The organism is Geodermatophilus sp. SYSU D00766 (assembly GCF_054049915.1).
In genome coordinates this window covers 1-15,508 of the sequence record NZ_JBJGYI010000030.1, presented here as the reverse complement: position 1 = coordinate 15,508, position 15,508 = coordinate 1, and the positions used below count along the sequence as shown (strand labels likewise).

The 15,508-nt window shown below is 75.2% G+C and carries 17 protein-coding genes; 5 read left to right on the top strand and 12 right to left on the bottom strand.

What is annotated here, in order from left to right; translation table 11 throughout:
* Positions 1–71 precede the first annotated feature (71 nt).
* From ACI8AD_RS18610 to ACI8AD_RS18595, 4 genes are all read right to left on the bottom strand, one after another.
* Complete coding sequence (locus tag ACI8AD_RS18610) at positions 72–593, bottom strand: hypothetical protein (RefSeq protein ID WP_456872010.1); 522 nt, start codon at positions 591–593, stop codon at positions 72–74.
* A 1,453-nt stretch (positions 594–2,046) separates the two neighbouring features.
* On the bottom strand, positions 2,047–2,478 hold the full coding sequence (locus ACI8AD_RS18605; protein WP_456872009.1) for a hypothetical protein: 432 nt from the start codon (positions 2,476–2,478) through the stop codon (positions 2,047–2,049).
* A gap of 16 nt (positions 2,479–2,494) precedes the next feature.
* On the bottom strand, positions 2,495–3,268 hold the full coding sequence (locus tag ACI8AD_RS18600; RefSeq protein ID WP_456872008.1) for a GAF and ANTAR domain-containing protein: 774 nt from the start codon (positions 3,266–3,268) through the stop codon (positions 2,495–2,497).
* The gene (locus tag ACI8AD_RS18595; protein WP_456872007.1) at positions 3,249–3,701 is read right to left on the bottom strand and encodes an STAS domain-containing protein; all 453 of its coding nucleotides are present in this window, start codon (positions 3,699–3,701) and stop codon (positions 3,249–3,251) included. The genes ACI8AD_RS18600 and ACI8AD_RS18595 overlap by 20 nt, the downstream gene beginning before the upstream one ends.
* Positions 3,702–3,944: 243 nt before the next feature.
* On the opposite strand from ACI8AD_RS18595, the gene ACI8AD_RS18590 reads away from it, so the two are divergent.
* Positions 3,945–4,268, top strand: a complete 324-nt coding sequence (locus tag ACI8AD_RS18590) for an ANTAR domain-containing protein (RefSeq protein WP_456872006.1) — start codon at positions 3,945–3,947, stop codon at positions 4,266–4,268.
* 44 nt (positions 4,269–4,312) lie between these two features.
* Here the strand turns inward: ACI8AD_RS18590 and ACI8AD_RS18585 are convergent, their stop codons facing one another.
* The 3 genes from ACI8AD_RS18585 to ACI8AD_RS18575 all read right to left on the bottom strand — a co-directional run bounded on the left by ACI8AD_RS18585 (position 4,313) and on the right by ACI8AD_RS18575 (position 6,110).
* Entirely contained in the window at positions 4,313–4,585 is a 273-nt protein-coding gene (locus ACI8AD_RS18585) for a hypothetical protein (protein ID WP_456872005.1), read from the bottom strand.
* A gap of 80 nt (positions 4,586–4,665) precedes the next feature.
* The gene (locus ACI8AD_RS18580; protein ID WP_456872004.1) at positions 4,666–5,391 is read right to left on the bottom strand and encodes a Crp/Fnr family transcriptional regulator; all 726 of its coding nucleotides are present in this window, start codon (positions 5,389–5,391) and stop codon (positions 4,666–4,668) included.
* 71 nt (positions 5,392–5,462) lie between these two features.
* The gene (locus ACI8AD_RS18575; RefSeq protein ID WP_456872003.1) at positions 5,463–6,110 is read right to left on the bottom strand and encodes a chemotaxis protein CheB; all 648 of its coding nucleotides are present in this window, start codon (positions 6,108–6,110) and stop codon (positions 5,463–5,465) included.
* Between the two features lie 128 nt (positions 6,111–6,238).
* Here ACI8AD_RS18575 and ACI8AD_RS18570 point away from each other — a divergent pair, with 128 nt between their 5' ends.
* From ACI8AD_RS18570 to ACI8AD_RS18560, 3 genes are all read left to right on the top strand, one after another.
* Positions 6,239–6,685, top strand: a complete 447-nt coding sequence (locus tag ACI8AD_RS18570) for a hypothetical protein (RefSeq protein WP_456872002.1) — start codon at positions 6,239–6,241, stop codon at positions 6,683–6,685.
* 76 nt (positions 6,686–6,761) lie between these two features.
* The gene (locus tag ACI8AD_RS18565; protein ID WP_456872001.1) at positions 6,762–7,784 is read left to right on the top strand and encodes a chemotaxis protein CheB; all 1,023 of its coding nucleotides are present in this window, start codon (positions 6,762–6,764) and stop codon (positions 7,782–7,784) included.
* 4 nt (positions 7,785–7,788) lie between these two features.
* Complete coding sequence (locus ACI8AD_RS18560; RefSeq protein ID WP_456872000.1) at positions 7,789–9,717, top strand: CheR family methyltransferase; 1,929 nt, start codon at positions 7,789–7,791, stop codon at positions 9,715–9,717.
* A 9-nt stretch (positions 9,718–9,726) separates the two neighbouring features.
* Here the strand turns inward: ACI8AD_RS18560 and ACI8AD_RS18555 are convergent, their stop codons facing one another.
* Positions 9,727–11,028: an ANTAR domain-containing protein gene (locus tag ACI8AD_RS18555; RefSeq protein WP_456871999.1), complete on the bottom strand. Its 1,302-nt coding sequence runs from the start codon at positions 11,026–11,028 to the stop codon at positions 9,727–9,729.
* A complete protein-coding gene (locus ACI8AD_RS18550; RefSeq protein WP_456871998.1) occupies positions 11,015–11,416 on the bottom strand; it encodes a hypothetical protein in 402 nt (133 codons plus the stop codon). Before ACI8AD_RS18550 ends, ACI8AD_RS18555 begins: the two co-directional genes overlap by 14 nt.
* Positions 11,417–11,564: 148 nt before the next feature.
* Here ACI8AD_RS18550 and ACI8AD_RS18545 point away from each other — a divergent pair, with 148 nt between their 5' ends.
* On the top strand, positions 11,565–12,356 hold the full coding sequence (locus tag ACI8AD_RS18545) for a GAF and ANTAR domain-containing protein (protein WP_456871997.1): 792 nt from the start codon (positions 11,565–11,567) through the stop codon (positions 12,354–12,356).
* Between the two features lie 27 nt (positions 12,357–12,383).
* On the opposite strand, the gene ACI8AD_RS18540 is transcribed toward ACI8AD_RS18545, so the two are convergent.
* The 3 genes from ACI8AD_RS18540 to ACI8AD_RS18530 all read right to left on the bottom strand — a co-directional run bounded on the left by ACI8AD_RS18540 (position 12,384) and on the right by ACI8AD_RS18530 (position 15,337).
* Positions 12,384–13,490, bottom strand: coding sequence for a LacI family DNA-binding transcriptional regulator (locus ACI8AD_RS18540; protein WP_456871996.1), 1,107 nt, complete (start codon positions 13,488–13,490; stop codon positions 12,384–12,386).
* 127 nt (positions 13,491–13,617) lie between these two features.
* Complete coding sequence (locus ACI8AD_RS18535; protein ID WP_456872060.1) at positions 13,618–14,454, bottom strand: carbohydrate ABC transporter permease; 837 nt, start codon at positions 14,452–14,454, stop codon at positions 13,618–13,620.
* A 34-nt stretch (positions 14,455–14,488) separates the two neighbouring features.
* Positions 14,489–15,337, bottom strand: a complete 849-nt coding sequence (locus ACI8AD_RS18530) for a carbohydrate ABC transporter permease (protein WP_456871995.1) — start codon at positions 15,335–15,337, stop codon at positions 14,489–14,491.
* Positions 15,338–15,508: the final 171 nt, after the last annotated feature.

Below are 15,508 nucleotides of genomic sequence, written 5' to 3'. Positions count from 1 at the left end.
CGACCGCGGTGCACCACCGCAGCGGCTGCCTGGTGACGTCGCCGTGGCGTCGGTCGTTCACGCACGGCGGCTCAGAACGCCGCGACCGCCTCGGCCTTCAACGTCCCTGAGTCATCGACCGTGACATGCCAGACCCTCACGTCCTTGCCCCCGAGGTGGTCCTTCTCGAAGAAGACCACCTTGCCGTCCAGCCCGCGTCCGTGGCCGCGCACCAGGTGGTGCTGGTCCTTCCGGGCGATGGTGAACTCCGCGTCGCCGATGAACGCGTCCAGCGTCGCTGGGGTGCCGTCGGCGACGGACGTCACGACGTAGGGAACGCCGGAGATCACGGTCTGCCTGATGCCGCCAGTCATGCGGTGCCCTCTTCTCGGGTCGACTGTCCGACCGTGGTCGGGGAACGCCCAGCCTGTCCCCGATCGCGTCCGCTGTCCATGGACGCCGTGGACTGCCGACAGGGATCCGCGCGGTGACGCCGCGCCTGACGTCCGAGCTGCTCGGCCTTCCTCGGCCACCGCCAGCTCGTGCACCGCGAGCGCCTCGAGGAGTTGCTCGAGCGGCAGCCTGGTCAGCAGGCATCGCCGGTCGTCCTCCACCCGTGGAGTCGTGCACCTGTGACCGGCGGAGGATGCCGGTCGCTCAGCCGGGGTCACCCGCTGGAGGCCCCGGGAGGGGACCGACGGTTCCGTCCTCGGGAGCACTAGCGGCCTTGGCCATCGCCCGGGTCAGCAGGCCGGCCGCGACGGTCGCGACGGCTGCTGTGGCGGAGCGGAGCAGCTGGTGTCTGCGACTCATGGCTGCCTCCTGGATGGGGTGTCCGGATCCTGCTCCGGCGGCTCGATCGCCTCAACGGTGCGTCACGTCGGTGCTCAGTGCTCCGGCAGGCCCGCGATGGCACGACCACACCGAGATCACCTGGCCGGCGCTGCTCGTCGTCGGGCATCGGAGGAGGTTCGTCGGTCGCACGTCGTCCCGGGTGATGGGTGCCTTCGGCCACCGAGGATGCGGCTCCACAGGAGACATCCACTGGCGAAGGACCGGGGGACCGCAGCTCAGGGGCCGTGTCCGGAGAGATCCGGAACGGCCCCTGACTGCTCCACGGGGCGGGTCGACGACCACCGTGAGTCCGCGGACGCTCCCGCGGCATGGGATCGGCGCCGCGCGGGTAGTGCGGCACGCGGGACGGAACTCTGACAGCACGGGTCCGGCCGGTCCGACGGGACGGGTGAGCAGCCCACCGGGGTCGAGCACGGACTCGGCGCTCTCCGGGATGGGGCACATGGGCCACTCGTCGTGGGCGCAGCGGCCACCGCCGGCGCCGGGGCCGCGAGCGGTCGCCGTGTGGCACGGGCAGCCGGGCACCGCCGCGGAGCTGACCGCCATGCGACGTCGGCTGCGTGCGGCCCTGACCGACGGCGGGCTGCCCGCCGGGACCGACGACGGCGAGCGGCTGCTGCTGGTGGTCGAGGAGCTGGCCTCCAACGGACTGCGGCACGGCCGGGCACCGGTGCAGATCACGGTCACCGCGGCCGGTCCCGGCTGGCTCGTGGAGGTCAGGGACACCGCGACCGCGCGGCCGCCGACACCGGCGATCGGCCGCGACGCCGCACTGGGGGCGTGGGCCTGCACCTGGTGGCCCGGCTCAGCCGCGCGCACGGCTGGGCCGTCGACGGGGACCGGAAGACCGTGTGGGCCTACATCGCCCACCGGCCGCCCTCGCCGGCGCCACCACCACAGCGGATCCGGGCAGCCACCCAGCGGGCCCGCGACCTGGCCGCGTGCCTGGCCGCCACCGAGGTCCGGATCGCGGCGACGCTGCAACGCACGGCGACGGACGCCGCCGTCGAAGGCAGGCACGAGCGTGCCGACGTCTTCCGCGTCGTCGCCGAGTGCGCGCACAGGGACGCCGAGCAGGCGCGCCGGACCAGCCTCCCGCGCTCCCGGCCCCCACCGGGGGAGACCGCCGGCCCGGTGCTCGGTCCGGTCGACCGGACAGGGAGCGGCCGGCCCTCCGTCGGAGGGCCCGCCGGCGCCGACCGCGTGGTCCGCTCAGGTCGTGGCGCCGTGAGCCGTTCCCGCGCTGCCGCCCGGTTCCGCGTGGCCCGTCGACGACGGAGGCGGAGCCGGTGGCGCGTCCTCCCCCTGCGGGCGCGGAACTGCGGCTGAGCCATCGGGGCTCAGCAGCGCCTCGGCGACGGCGCGGCCCTCGGTGGGCGCCGAGCCTCGGGGCGGGCCGGTGGGTGGCGGGGTCAGCGGGACCCGGGCGGCGCGGTAGAGCTCCTCGAGCCCCTCGTTCACGGCGACGGCGAGGACGTTCTGGTCGAAGCTCCGGAGCGGCAGCAGCCCGTTGAGGTAGGCGTCGAGATCGAACAGGTCACCGTTGCCGCCGAGCGCGATGTAGCGCAGCCACAGCTCGTGGACGGTCATCTCCGCGCGCCGGCGCGCGGCCTCCACCCGCTCGTGCCGGTCCTGGTCCGTCACCTCGGCCGCCGTCGACTCAGGACGTCGGCGGGTCGGCGACGTCACCGGCGAGCGTGGCGAGCAGGTCCTGCGCGACGTCGCGCACCGGGCGGCGGGTGCGCTCGGCGGCGGTGGCCAGCGAGGCGAAGGCGGTCTCCCGGTCGGGAGCGCCGCGGGCCAGCAGCACACCGATCGCCTGGCTGACCACGTCCCGGCCGGCCAGGGCGTCGATGAGCCGGCGGCTGAGCTCCCGGGCGCCGGCCAGGTTCTGGGTGGTGGCCAGCAGGATGGCTGCCTGCCGGGCGAACAGCGTCATCACCTGCTCGTCGTGCCGGTCGAACCGGCCGGGCTGCACCCCGTACAGCTTGATCGCGCCGATCGACCTCCCGTCGGTGACCAGCGGTGCGCTCAGCACCGACCGGATGCCCAGCCGGGCGGCCTGCTCGCTCCACGTCGGCCAGCGCCGGTCGCCGGTGGTGTCGTCGATGCGCACCAGCAGCCCGGTGTGCCACGCGCTGAGGCACGGTCCCTCGTCCAGGTCGTACTGCAGCGCGTCGGCCCGTGCGGCCAGCTCGCTGGTCGCGGCCATCGTGCGGGTGCCGCGCTCGTCGACGACGGTCACCGCGGCTCCGTCGGTGTCCGGCGCCGTCGCCGACGCCAGCGCGGTGACCAGCTCCACCGCCGAGCGGACCGTCTCCTGCGACAGCACCAGCCCGGCCATCTGCACCAGCGTGGCCGCCAGCCGATCGGGCCCCTGGGCGCCGGCCGGCCCGTCCGGCCCCGCGGCCGCGTCAGGATCGACCGGCGGCATCCCGCGTCTCCCTCACCGGTGTACCGGCGCCCCGCCACGGTGGCCCGGCCGGCGTCGGTCCCGCCGTCGCGTGCCGGACCGCGGGAGCGCCGCCGGAGTGGCCCGCGACCGGCCCGGCGATCGACCGTGCCACCGGTGGCAGCGCGTCGTCGAGGCCGACCAGCGGCAGCAGTCGTCGGAGGTAGGGCCGCGCCCCGACCACGATCACGGCCGCGCCGGCTGCCTGCGCCGCCCGTCGGACCGCCGCCAGCGCCCGCAGCCCCGGCACGTCGCAGAAGCTCAGTCCGGCCAGGTCCAGCACCCACGCCGGGACAGCGGCACGGCCCAGCACCGCGCAGGCGGCGTCCAGGTGCCCGCAGGTCGCCCTGTCCAGCTCACCGCTGAGCAGGATCCGCCCGGCCGGGAGGTCGAGGGTCACCAGCAGCTCGGCCACGGCCGGGTCCGCCGAGTGGAGAGAAGTCGTCGCCTGTGACATGGCACGTCCCGGGCTCGGGTGCGCGCGACGACGGATCCATCCCGGTCCCGGGCTCCCCCCGGGCGAGCGCGCACGGATCGGGCCGGGCGTTTCGACCCCTTCCCTCACGGTAGCCCTCGTCGGCGTCGGCGACCACCGGCGGCGAGGGCCGGCCACACGGGTCCCGCGCGGGCACGAGGCCGTGCTGCGGCCGGTGCCCCGGTGTCGCTGGTGCCTGCCGCCGGGTCCGCCGGCGCGTTCGACGAGGACGGCCGAGCAGTCGCCGGCCGCTGCGGCGCCTACGCCGCGGTCGCCGCCGGCAACCTGTACGCCTACCGCAGCGCGCGGGACCTGGCCGACGACCTGCAGGTCGCGCTGGAGTCCCGCGGGGTGATCGACCAGGCCGAGGGCGTGCTGGTCGAGCGATACCGGCTCACTCCGGACCAGGCCTCCCAGCTGCTGGCGCGGGAGTCGAACGACGCCGACCGGAAGCTGCGCGACGTCGCCGACCACCTGGTGCACACCGGCGAGTTCCCCCTCCGGTAGGTCTTCGCGGCAGGGCGGCGGCGTCGGCTCCCGGCCGCCCGGCGTCAGCCCACGTCCTCGACGCCCTCGGCGGTGAGCCGTGCCCGGACGGTCGCGGCACGGGCCCGGGCGACCCCGGCGAGGTGGCGCTCGGTCGCGGCGCGCGCCCTGAGCGCCTCGGCCCGGGGGAGGTCGACCTCCACCAGCACGGCCTCGTCCAGCCGGCCGGCCGTCGCGTCGTGCAGGGCGGCGGCACGCTCGTGCAGCGCGATCGCGGCCCGCTCCCGCCGCACCGCGCGGTGGAACGCCTCCTGGCCCCGCCCGGTGGGATCGGTCACGCCGTCCAGTGTGCTCCCGCGGACGTCCCGCGGAGCCCGTGCGGACGGGGGTCCCGCCGCGCCGGGCGGCGCCGGATCGGTCACGCCTCGGGAGCGGCCGTGAGGCGCCGGTACTCGGCCTGCACGACGTCGTAGCACTCGCACGCCGCCTCGTGCAGCGCGGCGGCGTCGACGACGGTGATCCGCCCGCGCGTGTAGCGGATGACCCCCGCCTGCTGCAGCACCCCGGCGGTGAGCGACACGGTGCCGCGGCGCACGCCCAGCATCTGCGCGAGGAACTCCTGGGTGAGGGTGAACTCGTCGGCGCCCACCCGGTCGCGGGTCTGCAGCAGCCACCGGGCGCAGCGCTCCTCGGTGGTGTGCAGGCGGTTGCAGGCCACGTTCTGCGACAGCTGCACCATCGTCGCCTGCGTGAAGCGGTGCAGCAGGTCGTGCAGCGCGCCGTCGGCGGCGAGGAACCGGCGCAGGTCGCCCGTCGCCAGGCGCGCGGCGGTCCCGGCGACCTGGCAGAAGCAGTCGTGGGGGCTCTCGGCGGTCCCCAGGAACGCGGGCAGTCCCGACATCCCCTCGCGCCCGACGGTGGCGACCTCGACCGCCGCCTCGCCCTCGACGGTGGCGATCACCGACAGGACGGCGTCGACGGGGAACCAGACGTGCTCGATGGTCTTCCCGGCCCTGTACAGCTCGTCGCGGACCTCCAGCGGGACGACCTCGAGCAGCGGCTCCAGGCGACGGAACTCCTCGGCGGGGAGGAGGCCGAGCAGGAGGTTGCGGTGCAGGTCCGGTGCGGTGCGGTCGTTCGGCACGGGCCACCTCCCGGTCGGACGGTGCTCCCGTCGTCTCCGGGAGCGGCCACGGTACTCCCGGAGGACGGGGGTCAGGCCGGCACGGGCCGTGGGCCCAGCCGCGCCCACGGCGGTACGGGGACGGCGAGCAGGTCCGCGCCCCCCGGCGCCATCGTGTACGCCACCAGGGCCGGGGCGACGAGCGCCAGCGGCAGGGCGTGCTCCACGCAGCCGGTGGCCAGGGCCGCGCTCGGCATGCCGGGGGCCTCGGCGTCGTCCGGCTGCTGGACCAGCACCCGGCCACCGGCCCGCCGGACCGCGCGCACGCCCTCGGCGCCGTCGGCCAGCCGCCCGGTCAGGACCACGGCCAGCACCCCGGTCCCGTACGCGGCGGCGGCACTGGTGAGGAGGTGGTCGGCGCCGCCGAGCGTCGGCGCGCAGCGCAGCACGAGCCCGTCGTCGCCGACGTCCGCGGTGGTCCGGCCCGGCAGCACGGTCACGCCCGGGAGCAGCGGCCCGGAGGCTGCCGTGCGCACCGGGAGCCGGCTGCGGGCACGGAGGATGTCGCCCAGCATCTCCGGCGTGCCGGGACCACGGTGCTGGACCACCAGCACGGGCACCGGGAAGTCCGCCGGGAGGCCGCCCAGCACGGCCGACAGGGCCCGCACCCCGCCGGTGCTGGCGGCCAGCACCACCACCCGGAAGCCGCCGCGGGCGTCGGGGTAGGGGAGCGCCGCCACCTCCGCGAGGCTACCCCTGTGTCAGGCACCTGACACAGCACCACGTGTTCCGGCGGGTCGCCGGTTGCGGAGCGACGTAGGCTGGGAGCACCCGAGCGACCGGCCGGACGACCGGGGAGGGCGCGGCCGTGGAACCTGACGAACTGGCGCTGGCCTGCCGGCTGAGCGGGCTGCCCCTCGGGGACCTGTGGCTGGCCTACCTCGAGATGGGCGGCAGCCGGTCGCGGCCGGAGCTGGAGGCCCGCCTCGGCGGCGTGGCCTGGCCGGAGCGGGAGGACCGCTACCTGGCCGTCGTCGCCGACGAGGCCCTGCGGGAACGGGGCCTGCCGAGCCTGGCCCTGCTCCCTGCCGCTCCGGAGCCGCTGCCGGGCCCGCCCGCGGGCGACGACGGCGGGGTCGCGCTGTGCCGGACCACGAGGGCGGTGCTCGAGACCCGGGCCCACGGCAGCAGGCTGACCGCGCTGTTCGAGCGGTGTGCCCGTGCACGCGAGGACGCGCGCGGGGCCCGCGAGCGCGCCCAGGCGTTCCGGCAGGCCCGCGACGCGGAGGTCCTGCCCGCGCGCGGTGGGCGCTGAGCGACCCGGCCCCGCCTCGGCGCTACGGTGCAGGGAGGACCCTGCGCGGCTGCGCACGGGAGAACGGAGAACCGCCGTGGCGCGACGTGACCTGGTCGTGGTCGGTGCCTCGGCGGGCGGCGTCGAGGCGCTGCGCGTCCTCCTCGGCAGCCTGCCGCCGGACTTCCCGGCCGCCCTGCTCGTGGTCATGCACGTGCCGTCGACCGGCCGCAGCGCCCTGCCGGAGATCCTCGACCGCGCCTGCCCCCTGCCCGTACGGCGGGCGGAGAGCGGCGCTCCCCTCCGGCCCGGCACGGTGACCGTCGCCGTCCCCGACCACCACCTGCTCGTGGTGGGGGACCACCTGCTGCTCTCCCGCGGTCCCCGCGAGAACGGGCACCGCCCGGCGGTCGACGTCCTCTTCCGGACCGCTGCCCGCAGCGCCGGGCCGCGCGTGGTGGCCGTCGTCCTGTCCGGGGCGCTCGACGACGGGACGGCGGGGATGATCGCCGTCCGCGAGCGGGGCGGCGTGGGCGTGGCGCAGGACCCGGAGGACGCGCTGTACCCCAGCATGCCGGCGCACGCGGTCGAGGTGGCCTCCGCCGACCACGCCGTACCGGTGGCGAAGATGGGGGCCCTGCTCACCGATCTCGTGGCCGAGGAGGTCGCCGACGGCGCTCCGGCGGCCAGCGACCTGATGGACAAGGAGACGGCCGTGGCGGAGTTCGACGTCGCCGCGCTGAACGACGACGTGCGGCCCGGCACGCCCTCGGGGTTCGGTTGCCCGTCCTGCCACGGCGCGCTGTTCACGATCACCGAGGGCGGCATGGAGCGCTACCGCTGCCGGGTGGGTCACGCCTGGTCGCCGGAGGCGCTGGCCGCCGAGCAGTCCGAGGCGCTGGAGGGCGCGTTGTGGATGGCGCTGCGCGGCCTGGAGGAGCGGGCGGCGCTCAGCCTGCGGATGGGGGAGAGGGCCCAGCAGCGGGGCCACACGCACACCGCCCGGACCTTCCGCACCCGCCACGACGAGGCGCAGGCGGCGGCGCTGCTGATCCGGCGGCTGCTGCAGCGCGAGCAGCTCGACGGCGGGGCGCTGCCCGACGAGGTGGGGGGGCCGTGAGCCGGTGACCGAGCGACGACCGGAGCCGGGCGGGGACGAGGACGACCTGCCCGCCGACGAGACCGACGCGCAGGACGACGGCGCGGTCGGCGGTGCCCTCGAGCCCGACCCCGACCTCGAGGCGCTGCTGGTCTACCTGCGCGAGCAGCGCGGCTTCGACTTCACCGGGTACAAGCGCCCCAGCCTGGCCCGCCGCGTCCGCCGGCGGATGGCCGAGGTCGGCATCGACTCGGTGGCGGAGTACCAGGACCACCTGGAGGTGCACCCCGACGAGTTCACGCCGCTGTTCAACACGGTGCTCATCAACGTCACCAGCTTCTTCCGCGACCGGAAGGCGTGGGACCACCTCCGCGACGAGCTGCTGCCCGACATGCTGGCCGGGGCCGGCCCGACGATCCGGGTGTGGAGCGCCGGGTGCGCGTCCGGCCAGGAGGCCTACAGCCTGGCGATCCTGCTGGCCGACGCGCTGGGCGCCGAGCAGTTCCGGCAGCGGGTGAAGATCTACGCCACCGACGTCGACGAGGAGGCGCTCGCCCAGGCGCGGCAGGCCTCCTACACCGAGCGGGAGCTGGCCGGCCTCACCCCGGACCAGGTCGAGGAGTACTTCTCGCCCGAGGGCGCCCGGTACGTCTTCCGCAAGGACCTGCGCCGGTCGGTGATCTTCGGCCGCAACGACCTGGTGCAGGACGCGCCGATCTCGCACGTCGACCTGCTGCTGTGCCGCAACACCCTCATGTACTTCACCGCCGAGACCCAGAGCCGCATCCTCGGCCGCCTGCACTTCGCGCTCAACCCCTCGGGTGTGCTGTTCCTCGGCAAGGCCGAGATGCTGCTGTCCCACAGCCAGCTGTTCACCCCGGTCGACCTGACCCGCCGCTTCTTCCGCAAGCGCGGCGGGCGCCCGGTGGTCGAGCGCCCGCTCCTGGCCGCGCCGCTCCCCGTCTCGCCGCCGGTCAGCGAACTGGAGCTCTCCCGGCTGCGGCGCGAGGCGATGCTGTCCGCGCCGGCCGCCCAGCTCGCCGTCGACGCCGACGGCCGGGTGGCGATGGTCAACCGGCAGGCCGAGCAGCTGCTCGGTGTCGACGACCGGGACGTCGGCCGGCCGTTCCACGACCTGGAGATCTCCTACCGCCCGGTCGAGCTGCGAGGGGCCATCGCCGAGGCCGCGGCCGAGCGCCGGCCGATCTGGCTGCGCGGCGTCGAGCGCCGCCGGCCGGGCCAGGAGCCGACCGTGTTCGACGTGCAGGTGCGGCCGCTCTACCGCGAGGACAGCACCCTGCTCGGCACCACCATCGTCTTCGACGACGTGACGCAGTACCGGCGGCTGCAGACCGAGCTCGAGTACGCCAACCGGCAGCTGGAGACCGCCTACGAGGAGCTGCAGTCGACCAACGAGGAGCTCGAGACCACCAACGAGGAGCTGCAGAGCACGGTCGAGGAGCTGGAGACCACCAACGAGGAGCTCCAGTCGACCAACGAGGAGCTCGAGACCATGAACGAGGAGCTGCAGTCGATGAACGACGAGCTGCACTCCACCAACGAGGAGCTGCGCCGCAGCACCGACGAGGTCGGTGCCCTCAACCGGTTCATGACCGGCGTGCTCGGCAGCTTCAAGGCCGGGGTGGCCGTGGTCGACCCCGACCTGCGGGTGCTCGTGTGGAACGCCGCCGCCGAGGACCTGTGGGGCCTCCGGCAGGACGAGGTCTCCGGCCAGCACCTGCTCAACCTCGACGTCGGGCTGCCGCTGTCGGACCTGCACCCGCTGCTGCGCCGGCAGGTCGCCGGCGACGGCCCGCCGCACGAGACCGTCGACCTCGCCGCGGTCAACCGGCGCGGCCGGCCGGTGCAGGTGCGGGTGACCGTCAGCTCCTTCGCCCACGGCCCCGAGCAGCGTGGCGGCGCGGTCATCCTGATGGACCCCAGCGAGCTCTGAGCCGGGCGGTCAGTCGCCGGCGGCGATCACCAGGTCGGTGTCGCCCTCGACGACCAGCCGGGCGAGGTCGCGCACCTTGACGTTGAGGCGGTTGCTGAGCGCCACCAGCCGGGCGAACGCCTCGTCGGGGCCCACCCCGAGCCGGGCCACGAGCACGCCCTTGGCCTGGTCGATGACGGCCCGGGAGGTCAGCGCCCGCTCCAGGTTGCCCGCCAGCGAGGTGAGTGCCTCGCGCTCGGCCACGTTCTGCAGCACGCCCGCGACCGCGGCCGCGGCGAGCTCGCCGATCCGGCGGTTCGCCGTGCCGAACGTCTCCGGCCGGGCGGAATAGAGGTTGATGACGCCGGTGGTCTCGCCGTCCTCGCGCACCGGGACGGCCAGCACGGCGCGCACCGCCGCGTCCGCCGCGAGCGCACGCAGCCGGGACCAGCGGTCGTCGGCGCGCACGTCGGGGGAGCTGACCGCCCGGCCGGTGCGGTAGGCGTCCCAGCACGGCCCCTCCTGGACGCGCAGCTGCCGGCCGTCGAGGTCCTGGGCCTCGGGGGAGTCGCTGCCCAGCCGCTGGGGCGCGAGCGGGGAGCCGAGTGTGATGCTCACCCAGTCGGCGCCGGCCACGGCGCTCCGGACGAGGGTGGCCATCCGGCCGAGCATCCGCTGCCGGTCGGGCTCGTCGACCGGCAGGGCCGACAGCTGGGCGAACGCCGCCGCCAGCCCCAGGACGTCGGTGACCTCGCCCGCGCCGGCGTCCGGTGGGAGGTCGTCGGGCACCGCGGCCGTCCGCTGCTCCTGCACTCCGCCGTCCCGGGGAGCCAGCACCCACTGCACCCGGGCGGACGCCGGCGGACCCGGGGTCTCGGTGAAGCCGAACAGCTCCGACCGGCGCTGCGGTCCGCTCCGCGGCCGGAGGGTCACGTCCAGGCGCTGCTCGGCCCCGGCAGGGCGCGACAGCGCGCGCAGGGCGTTGCGGAACGCCAGGACGTCCTCCGGGGAGAGGAAGACCGACAGCGGCTTGCCCAGCAGCCGACCGGGGCCGACCCCGACCGCGCCGACGAGCGCCGGGTTGGCCTCCAGCAGTTTGCCGTTGCCGTCGGTGAGCGCCAGGCCGAGGGGGACCACGGCGGCGAGCTGGCTGCGCCAGCGGACCTCGGCCTCGTGCCGGCCGAGCAGGGCGGTCACCTGCTCCTGCTGCACGCGCAGCTCCTCGGAGACCACCTCCAGCTCCTCGGAGCGGACGTCGAGGGACGCCAGCTGGGCCATCACCTCGTCCACCGACGGCGGCCGGCCGGGGGAGCTGCTCTCACCGATCGTCATCGGGGTGCTCCTCCCGCCGAACCGCCGCGGCGGTGCGGTCGTCGGCGGCGGCTCCCCGGTCGTCCTCGGCAGCCGCGACGCGGTGCTCGGCGGCGCGGGCGCGGTGCGCCTCGACGTCGCCGACGCCCGCGCGGGCCACGGCCTCGTGGAGCTCGGCGCTGCGCTCGTGCGCCCGGGCCGCCCGCCGGTGCCCGTCGCGGGCCCGCTCCAGCGACTCGCGCGCCCGCTCGGCTGCCGTCTCCGCCCGCGCCCGGGCCTCGCGGACGGTCTCGTCATCGGCTGCCTGCCCCGCCGCCAGCCGGGCGAGCCGGTCGGACAGCTCCTGCGTGCGGCGGCCGGCCGCCTCCGCGCGCTCCGCCGCCCGCGATCCGGCGTCCTCGGACTCCATCCCGGGCTCCCTCCCTGCGGTCGGGCCCTCCGCTCCATCCTCCCGTGCCACCCCCCCCCGTTGTCGCGCCCCTGACCCGGGGAACGGGCGACGGTCATGCCACTCGACGGTCGTTCCACTCGACCGCGCACCGTGACAGAGTTCCGCCATGGACCGCAGGAGTTCTGGACCGGCCGGCGAGCGCTCGCCGACCGAGGGTCCCGTCGCGCCGGCCGAGCGCCGGGGACGGCCGTCGGCGCACGCGACCGGCGAGGCGCTCCGCCAGGACCTGTCCCAGCGGCTCGCCGACCTGGCGCGGGACATGCAGCACCAGACCGACCCCACGGCGGTCATGGAGACCATCGTCTCCGCGGTCAGGGGGACGATCCCCGGCGCCGACGAGGCCACGATCAGCCTGGTGCAGGGCCGCCGCCGGGTGGTGTCGGCCGCGGCCACCGGCGAGCGGGCGCGGCGCTTCGACGACCTGCAGCAGCAGGTCGGGCAGGGCCCGTGCCTGGACTCCATGTACGAGCAGGTCACCGTCCGCGTCGACGACCTGGCCACCGACCCGCGCTGGCCGGAGCTGGGCCGCCGGGCCCCGTCGGAGCTGGGCGTGGCCAGCATCCTGTGCTTCCAGCTGTTCGTGCACGAGAGCGACCTCGGGGCGCTGAACCTGCTGTCGAGCCGCCCCGGGGCGTTCACCGACGAGTCCGAGCGCGTGGGGCTGCTGTTCGCCAGCCACGCGGCGATCGCGGTGGCCGATGCGCAGGACCTCACCAACATCACCGTCGCCCTGGCCAGCCGCGACGTCATCGGTCAGGCCAAGGGCATCCTGATGGAGCGGTACAAGATCACTGCGGACGTGGCGTTCGCGCTGCTGGCGAAGACCAGCCAGGACACCAACCGGAAGCTCACCGAGGTCGCCGAGCAGTTGTCGCAGACCGGGGCCCTCGACTCCTGACGACCGTGCGGCCGGGTGCGTGCCCCGTCAGGAGAGCTGTCCGGGAGGGGCGGTGGAGGACCGGACCACGAGCGAGGTGGCCTGGGTGCGGTGCCGGTCGGCCACCTCCTCGCCGGAGATGAGGGCCAGGAGCATGGCGGCGGCCTCCTCGCCCATCCGCCGGATCGGCTGCTGCACCGTGGTCAGCGGGGGTGCGGCGAGGGCGGACTCGGGGATGTCGTCGAAGCCGACCACCGAGAGCCGGCCCGGCACCTCGAGCCCGAGCTCCGCCGCCACCTCCAGCGTCACCAGCGCCGAGAGGTCGTTCGCCGCGAAGACCGCGGTCGGCGGCGACGGGAGGGAGAGCAGCTCGCGGGCCGCCTCGCGCGCGATCTCCGGCTCGAAGCCGCCGGACCGCACCATCGCCTCGTCCACCGGCAGCCCCGCGGCGACGAGCGCCTCGCGGTAGCCCTGCTCCCGCTGCTGGGCGGACAGCAGGTCCGCGCGGCCGGTGATCATGCCGATGCGGGTGTGGCCGAGCCCGGTCAGGTGCTCCACGCCGAGCCGCGCGCCCTGCAGGTTGTCGGCGGTGACCGAGGGCAGTCCCGACGGACCGGTGTGCGGGTCCACCGCCACCACCGGCCCGTCGGCCTGCACCTCGGTCACGGTCGGCGTGACGAGGACGGCGCCGTCGACGAGGCTCCCCATCAGCCGGCTCAGCGACCGGCGCTCCCACCCCACCGGGGCCTCGACGTGCCCGCCGGCGGAGTAGGCGATCAGCTCGTAGCCGGAGCCGTGGATGGCGTCGGCGACTCCCTTGAGCACCTCGGTGCTGAACGGCTCGAAGTCCATGACCAGCACGCCGACGACGTTGGTGCGGCGGTTGCGCAGGCTGCGCGCGACGAGGCTCGCCTCGTAGCCGAGCCGGTCGATGACCCGGGTCACGTGGTCGACGGTGTCGGCCGAGATGCCGTACCGGCCGTTGATGACCTTCGAGACGGTGGAGATCGAGACGCCGGCCTCCGCGGCCACCTGCTGCATCGTCACCCGGCCGCGGAGGGCCGGCAGGGGGACCTGCCCGGTCGGGGTGCCGTCGGCCGACCCCACTCCGAGGCCCGGGCCGGTGCGGTCGTCGGTCGGTGCGTCGAGATCCATGGGTCCTCTTCTCGGTCCGCTGGTCACACTGCCAGAGGAGGGGGCTGCGCTGTCCAGGACACCGGCGCGGGAGGCCTCGCCCACCCGGAGCCGGTCCCTGCGGCGGCTCCGGGTGGGCGTGCCCGGCTCAGCCCTTCACCGCGCCCTGGAGCCCGCTGACGATGCGCCGCTGCATGGCGAGGAACAGCATCAGCGCGGGGATCATCGCGATGGTCGTGAACGCCAGCACCCCCGCGGTGTCGGCCGAGTGCTCGGTCGAGTAGTCGGCCACGCCCAGCGGGAGGGTGCGCATGTCCCCCTGGAGGAGCAGCAGCGGGAGCAGGTAGGCGTTCCAGGAGGCGACGAAGGCCAGGACGCCGACCGTGACCAGGCCGGGCATCGACAGCGGCAGCGCGATCCGCCAGAAGATGCCGACCCGGGAGGCGCCGTCGAGCATGGCCGCCTCCTCGACCTCCTTCGGCAGCGCCATCAGGAAGGGCCGCAGGATCACCACCGTCGTCGGCAGCGCGAACGCCGCCTGCGGCAGGGCGATGCCCCACCAGGTGTTGCCCAGCTGCAGGTCGCGGGTCACGAGGATGAACAGCGGGACGATCGCCACGGCCGCGGGGAAGAGCAGCCCCAGGACGAACACCAGGAACAGCGGCTCGCGGAACCGGAACTGGTAGCGCGCCAGCGGGTAGGCGGCCATCACGCCCGCGAGCACCGCCACCACCGTGGTGATGAGGGCGACCGCCGTCGAGTTCAGCGCGTAGCGCCAGAAGTCGGGGTTGGTGACGACGCCCCGGTAGTTGTCCAGCACCCACGGGTCGGGGAGCCCAGCCGGGTCGCGCGCCAGCTGCTCGTTGCTGCGGAAGCCGCCGAGCGCGCCGTAGAGCACCGGCCCGAGCGTGACCGCCACGACGCCGGCCGCCACCAGGTAGACCAGCGGGCCACCCCGCCCGTACGTCGTCGCCCGTCGTGCCATCACCGGGCCCTCCTCTCGTGTGTCTCGGGCAGGTTCACGCGTCCGCCTTGGTGTCGCGGCGCAGCACCAGGAACTGGTAGGCGACGGCCAGCGCGAACCCGATGAGGAACAGCACGACCGAGGCGGCTCCGGCGATGCCGAAGTTGCTGCGCTGCGTGCCCTGGCTGACGAGGTAGGTCGCCATGGTGGTCGTCGCGTTCGCCGGCCCGCCGCCGGTCAGGATCCAGACCATGTCGAACAGCTGCAGCGAGCCGATCATGGACAGGAAGACCCAGGTCCGGATGGTCGGGGCGAGCAGCGGGATCGCGATGCGGCGCTGGGTCTGCCACCACGAGGCGCCGTCGAGCTGGGCGGCCTCGGAGAGCTCGTCGGGGACCCCCTGGAGCCCGGCCAGGAAGAGCAGCACGGCCAGGCCCAGGTACTTCCACGTGAGGACGACGAACACGGTGGCCAGCGCCAGGTCGGGGGTGCCGAGGAAGCCCTGCTCGGGGACCGGGATCCCGACCGACGACAGCATCGACTCGAGCAGTCCCGACCGCGGCTGCAGCAGTTGGAACCACACGACGCCGGCGATGACCTCGGCGAGGACGTAGGGGACGAAGATGATCGTCCGCAGCAGCCCCCGCCCGCGGATGCGGCGGTTGAGCAGCAGCGCCAGGGCCAGCCCCAGCGGCAGCTGCACGAGGATCGACGCGAAGACGATGACGAAGTTGTGCACCACCGCGTCGGTGAAGACGTCGTCGGCGAGCACCCGGGCGTAGTTCTGCAGGCCGACGAAGTCCACCATCGGGCCGAAGCCCTTCCAGCGGTAGAACGACATCCGGGCCGCGGAGAAGACCGGGTAGACGACGAAGACGGCCATCAGTGCCAGGGCCGGCGCCACGAAGAAGAGGATCTCCAGGCGCTTGCGGCCCCTGTCGCGACGGGGGCGGCCGGTCCCACCGGGGGTCCGGCCGGGGGCCCCCCGCGCGGCCCGCGGCCCGGCGCGGGCGGGCCCCGCCGGCCCCGGCGCCGCCGCCCGCGGCGCGGGGATTCTCGCTACTCATCTCCACTC

Bases quoted from the DNA above. Each gene is read 5' to 3' on its own strand.
- ACI8AD_RS18600 (WP_456872008.1), bottom strand. From the start codon at position 3,268: ATGCCGCCGGTCGATCCTGACGCGGCCGCGGGGCCGGACGGGCCGGCC.
- ACI8AD_RS18555 (WP_456871999.1), bottom strand. From the start codon at position 11,028: ATGACGATCGGTGAGAGCAGCTCCCCCGGCCGGCCGCCGTCGGTGGAC.
- ACI8AD_RS18550 (WP_456871998.1), bottom strand. From the start codon at position 11,416: ATGGAGTCCGAGGACGCCGGATCGCGGGCGGCGGAGCGCGCGGAGGCG.
- ACI8AD_RS18545 (WP_456871997.1), top strand. From the start codon at position 11,565: ATGGACCGCAGGAGTTCTGGACCGGCCGGCGAGCGCTCGCCGACCGAG.
- ACI8AD_RS18540 (WP_456871996.1), bottom strand. From the start codon at position 13,490: ATGGATCTCGACGCACCGACCGACGACCGCACCGGCCCGGGCCTCGGA.
- ACI8AD_RS18535 (WP_456872060.1), bottom strand. From the start codon at position 14,454: ATGGCACGACGGGCGACGACGTACGGGCGGGGTGGCCCGCTGGTCTAC.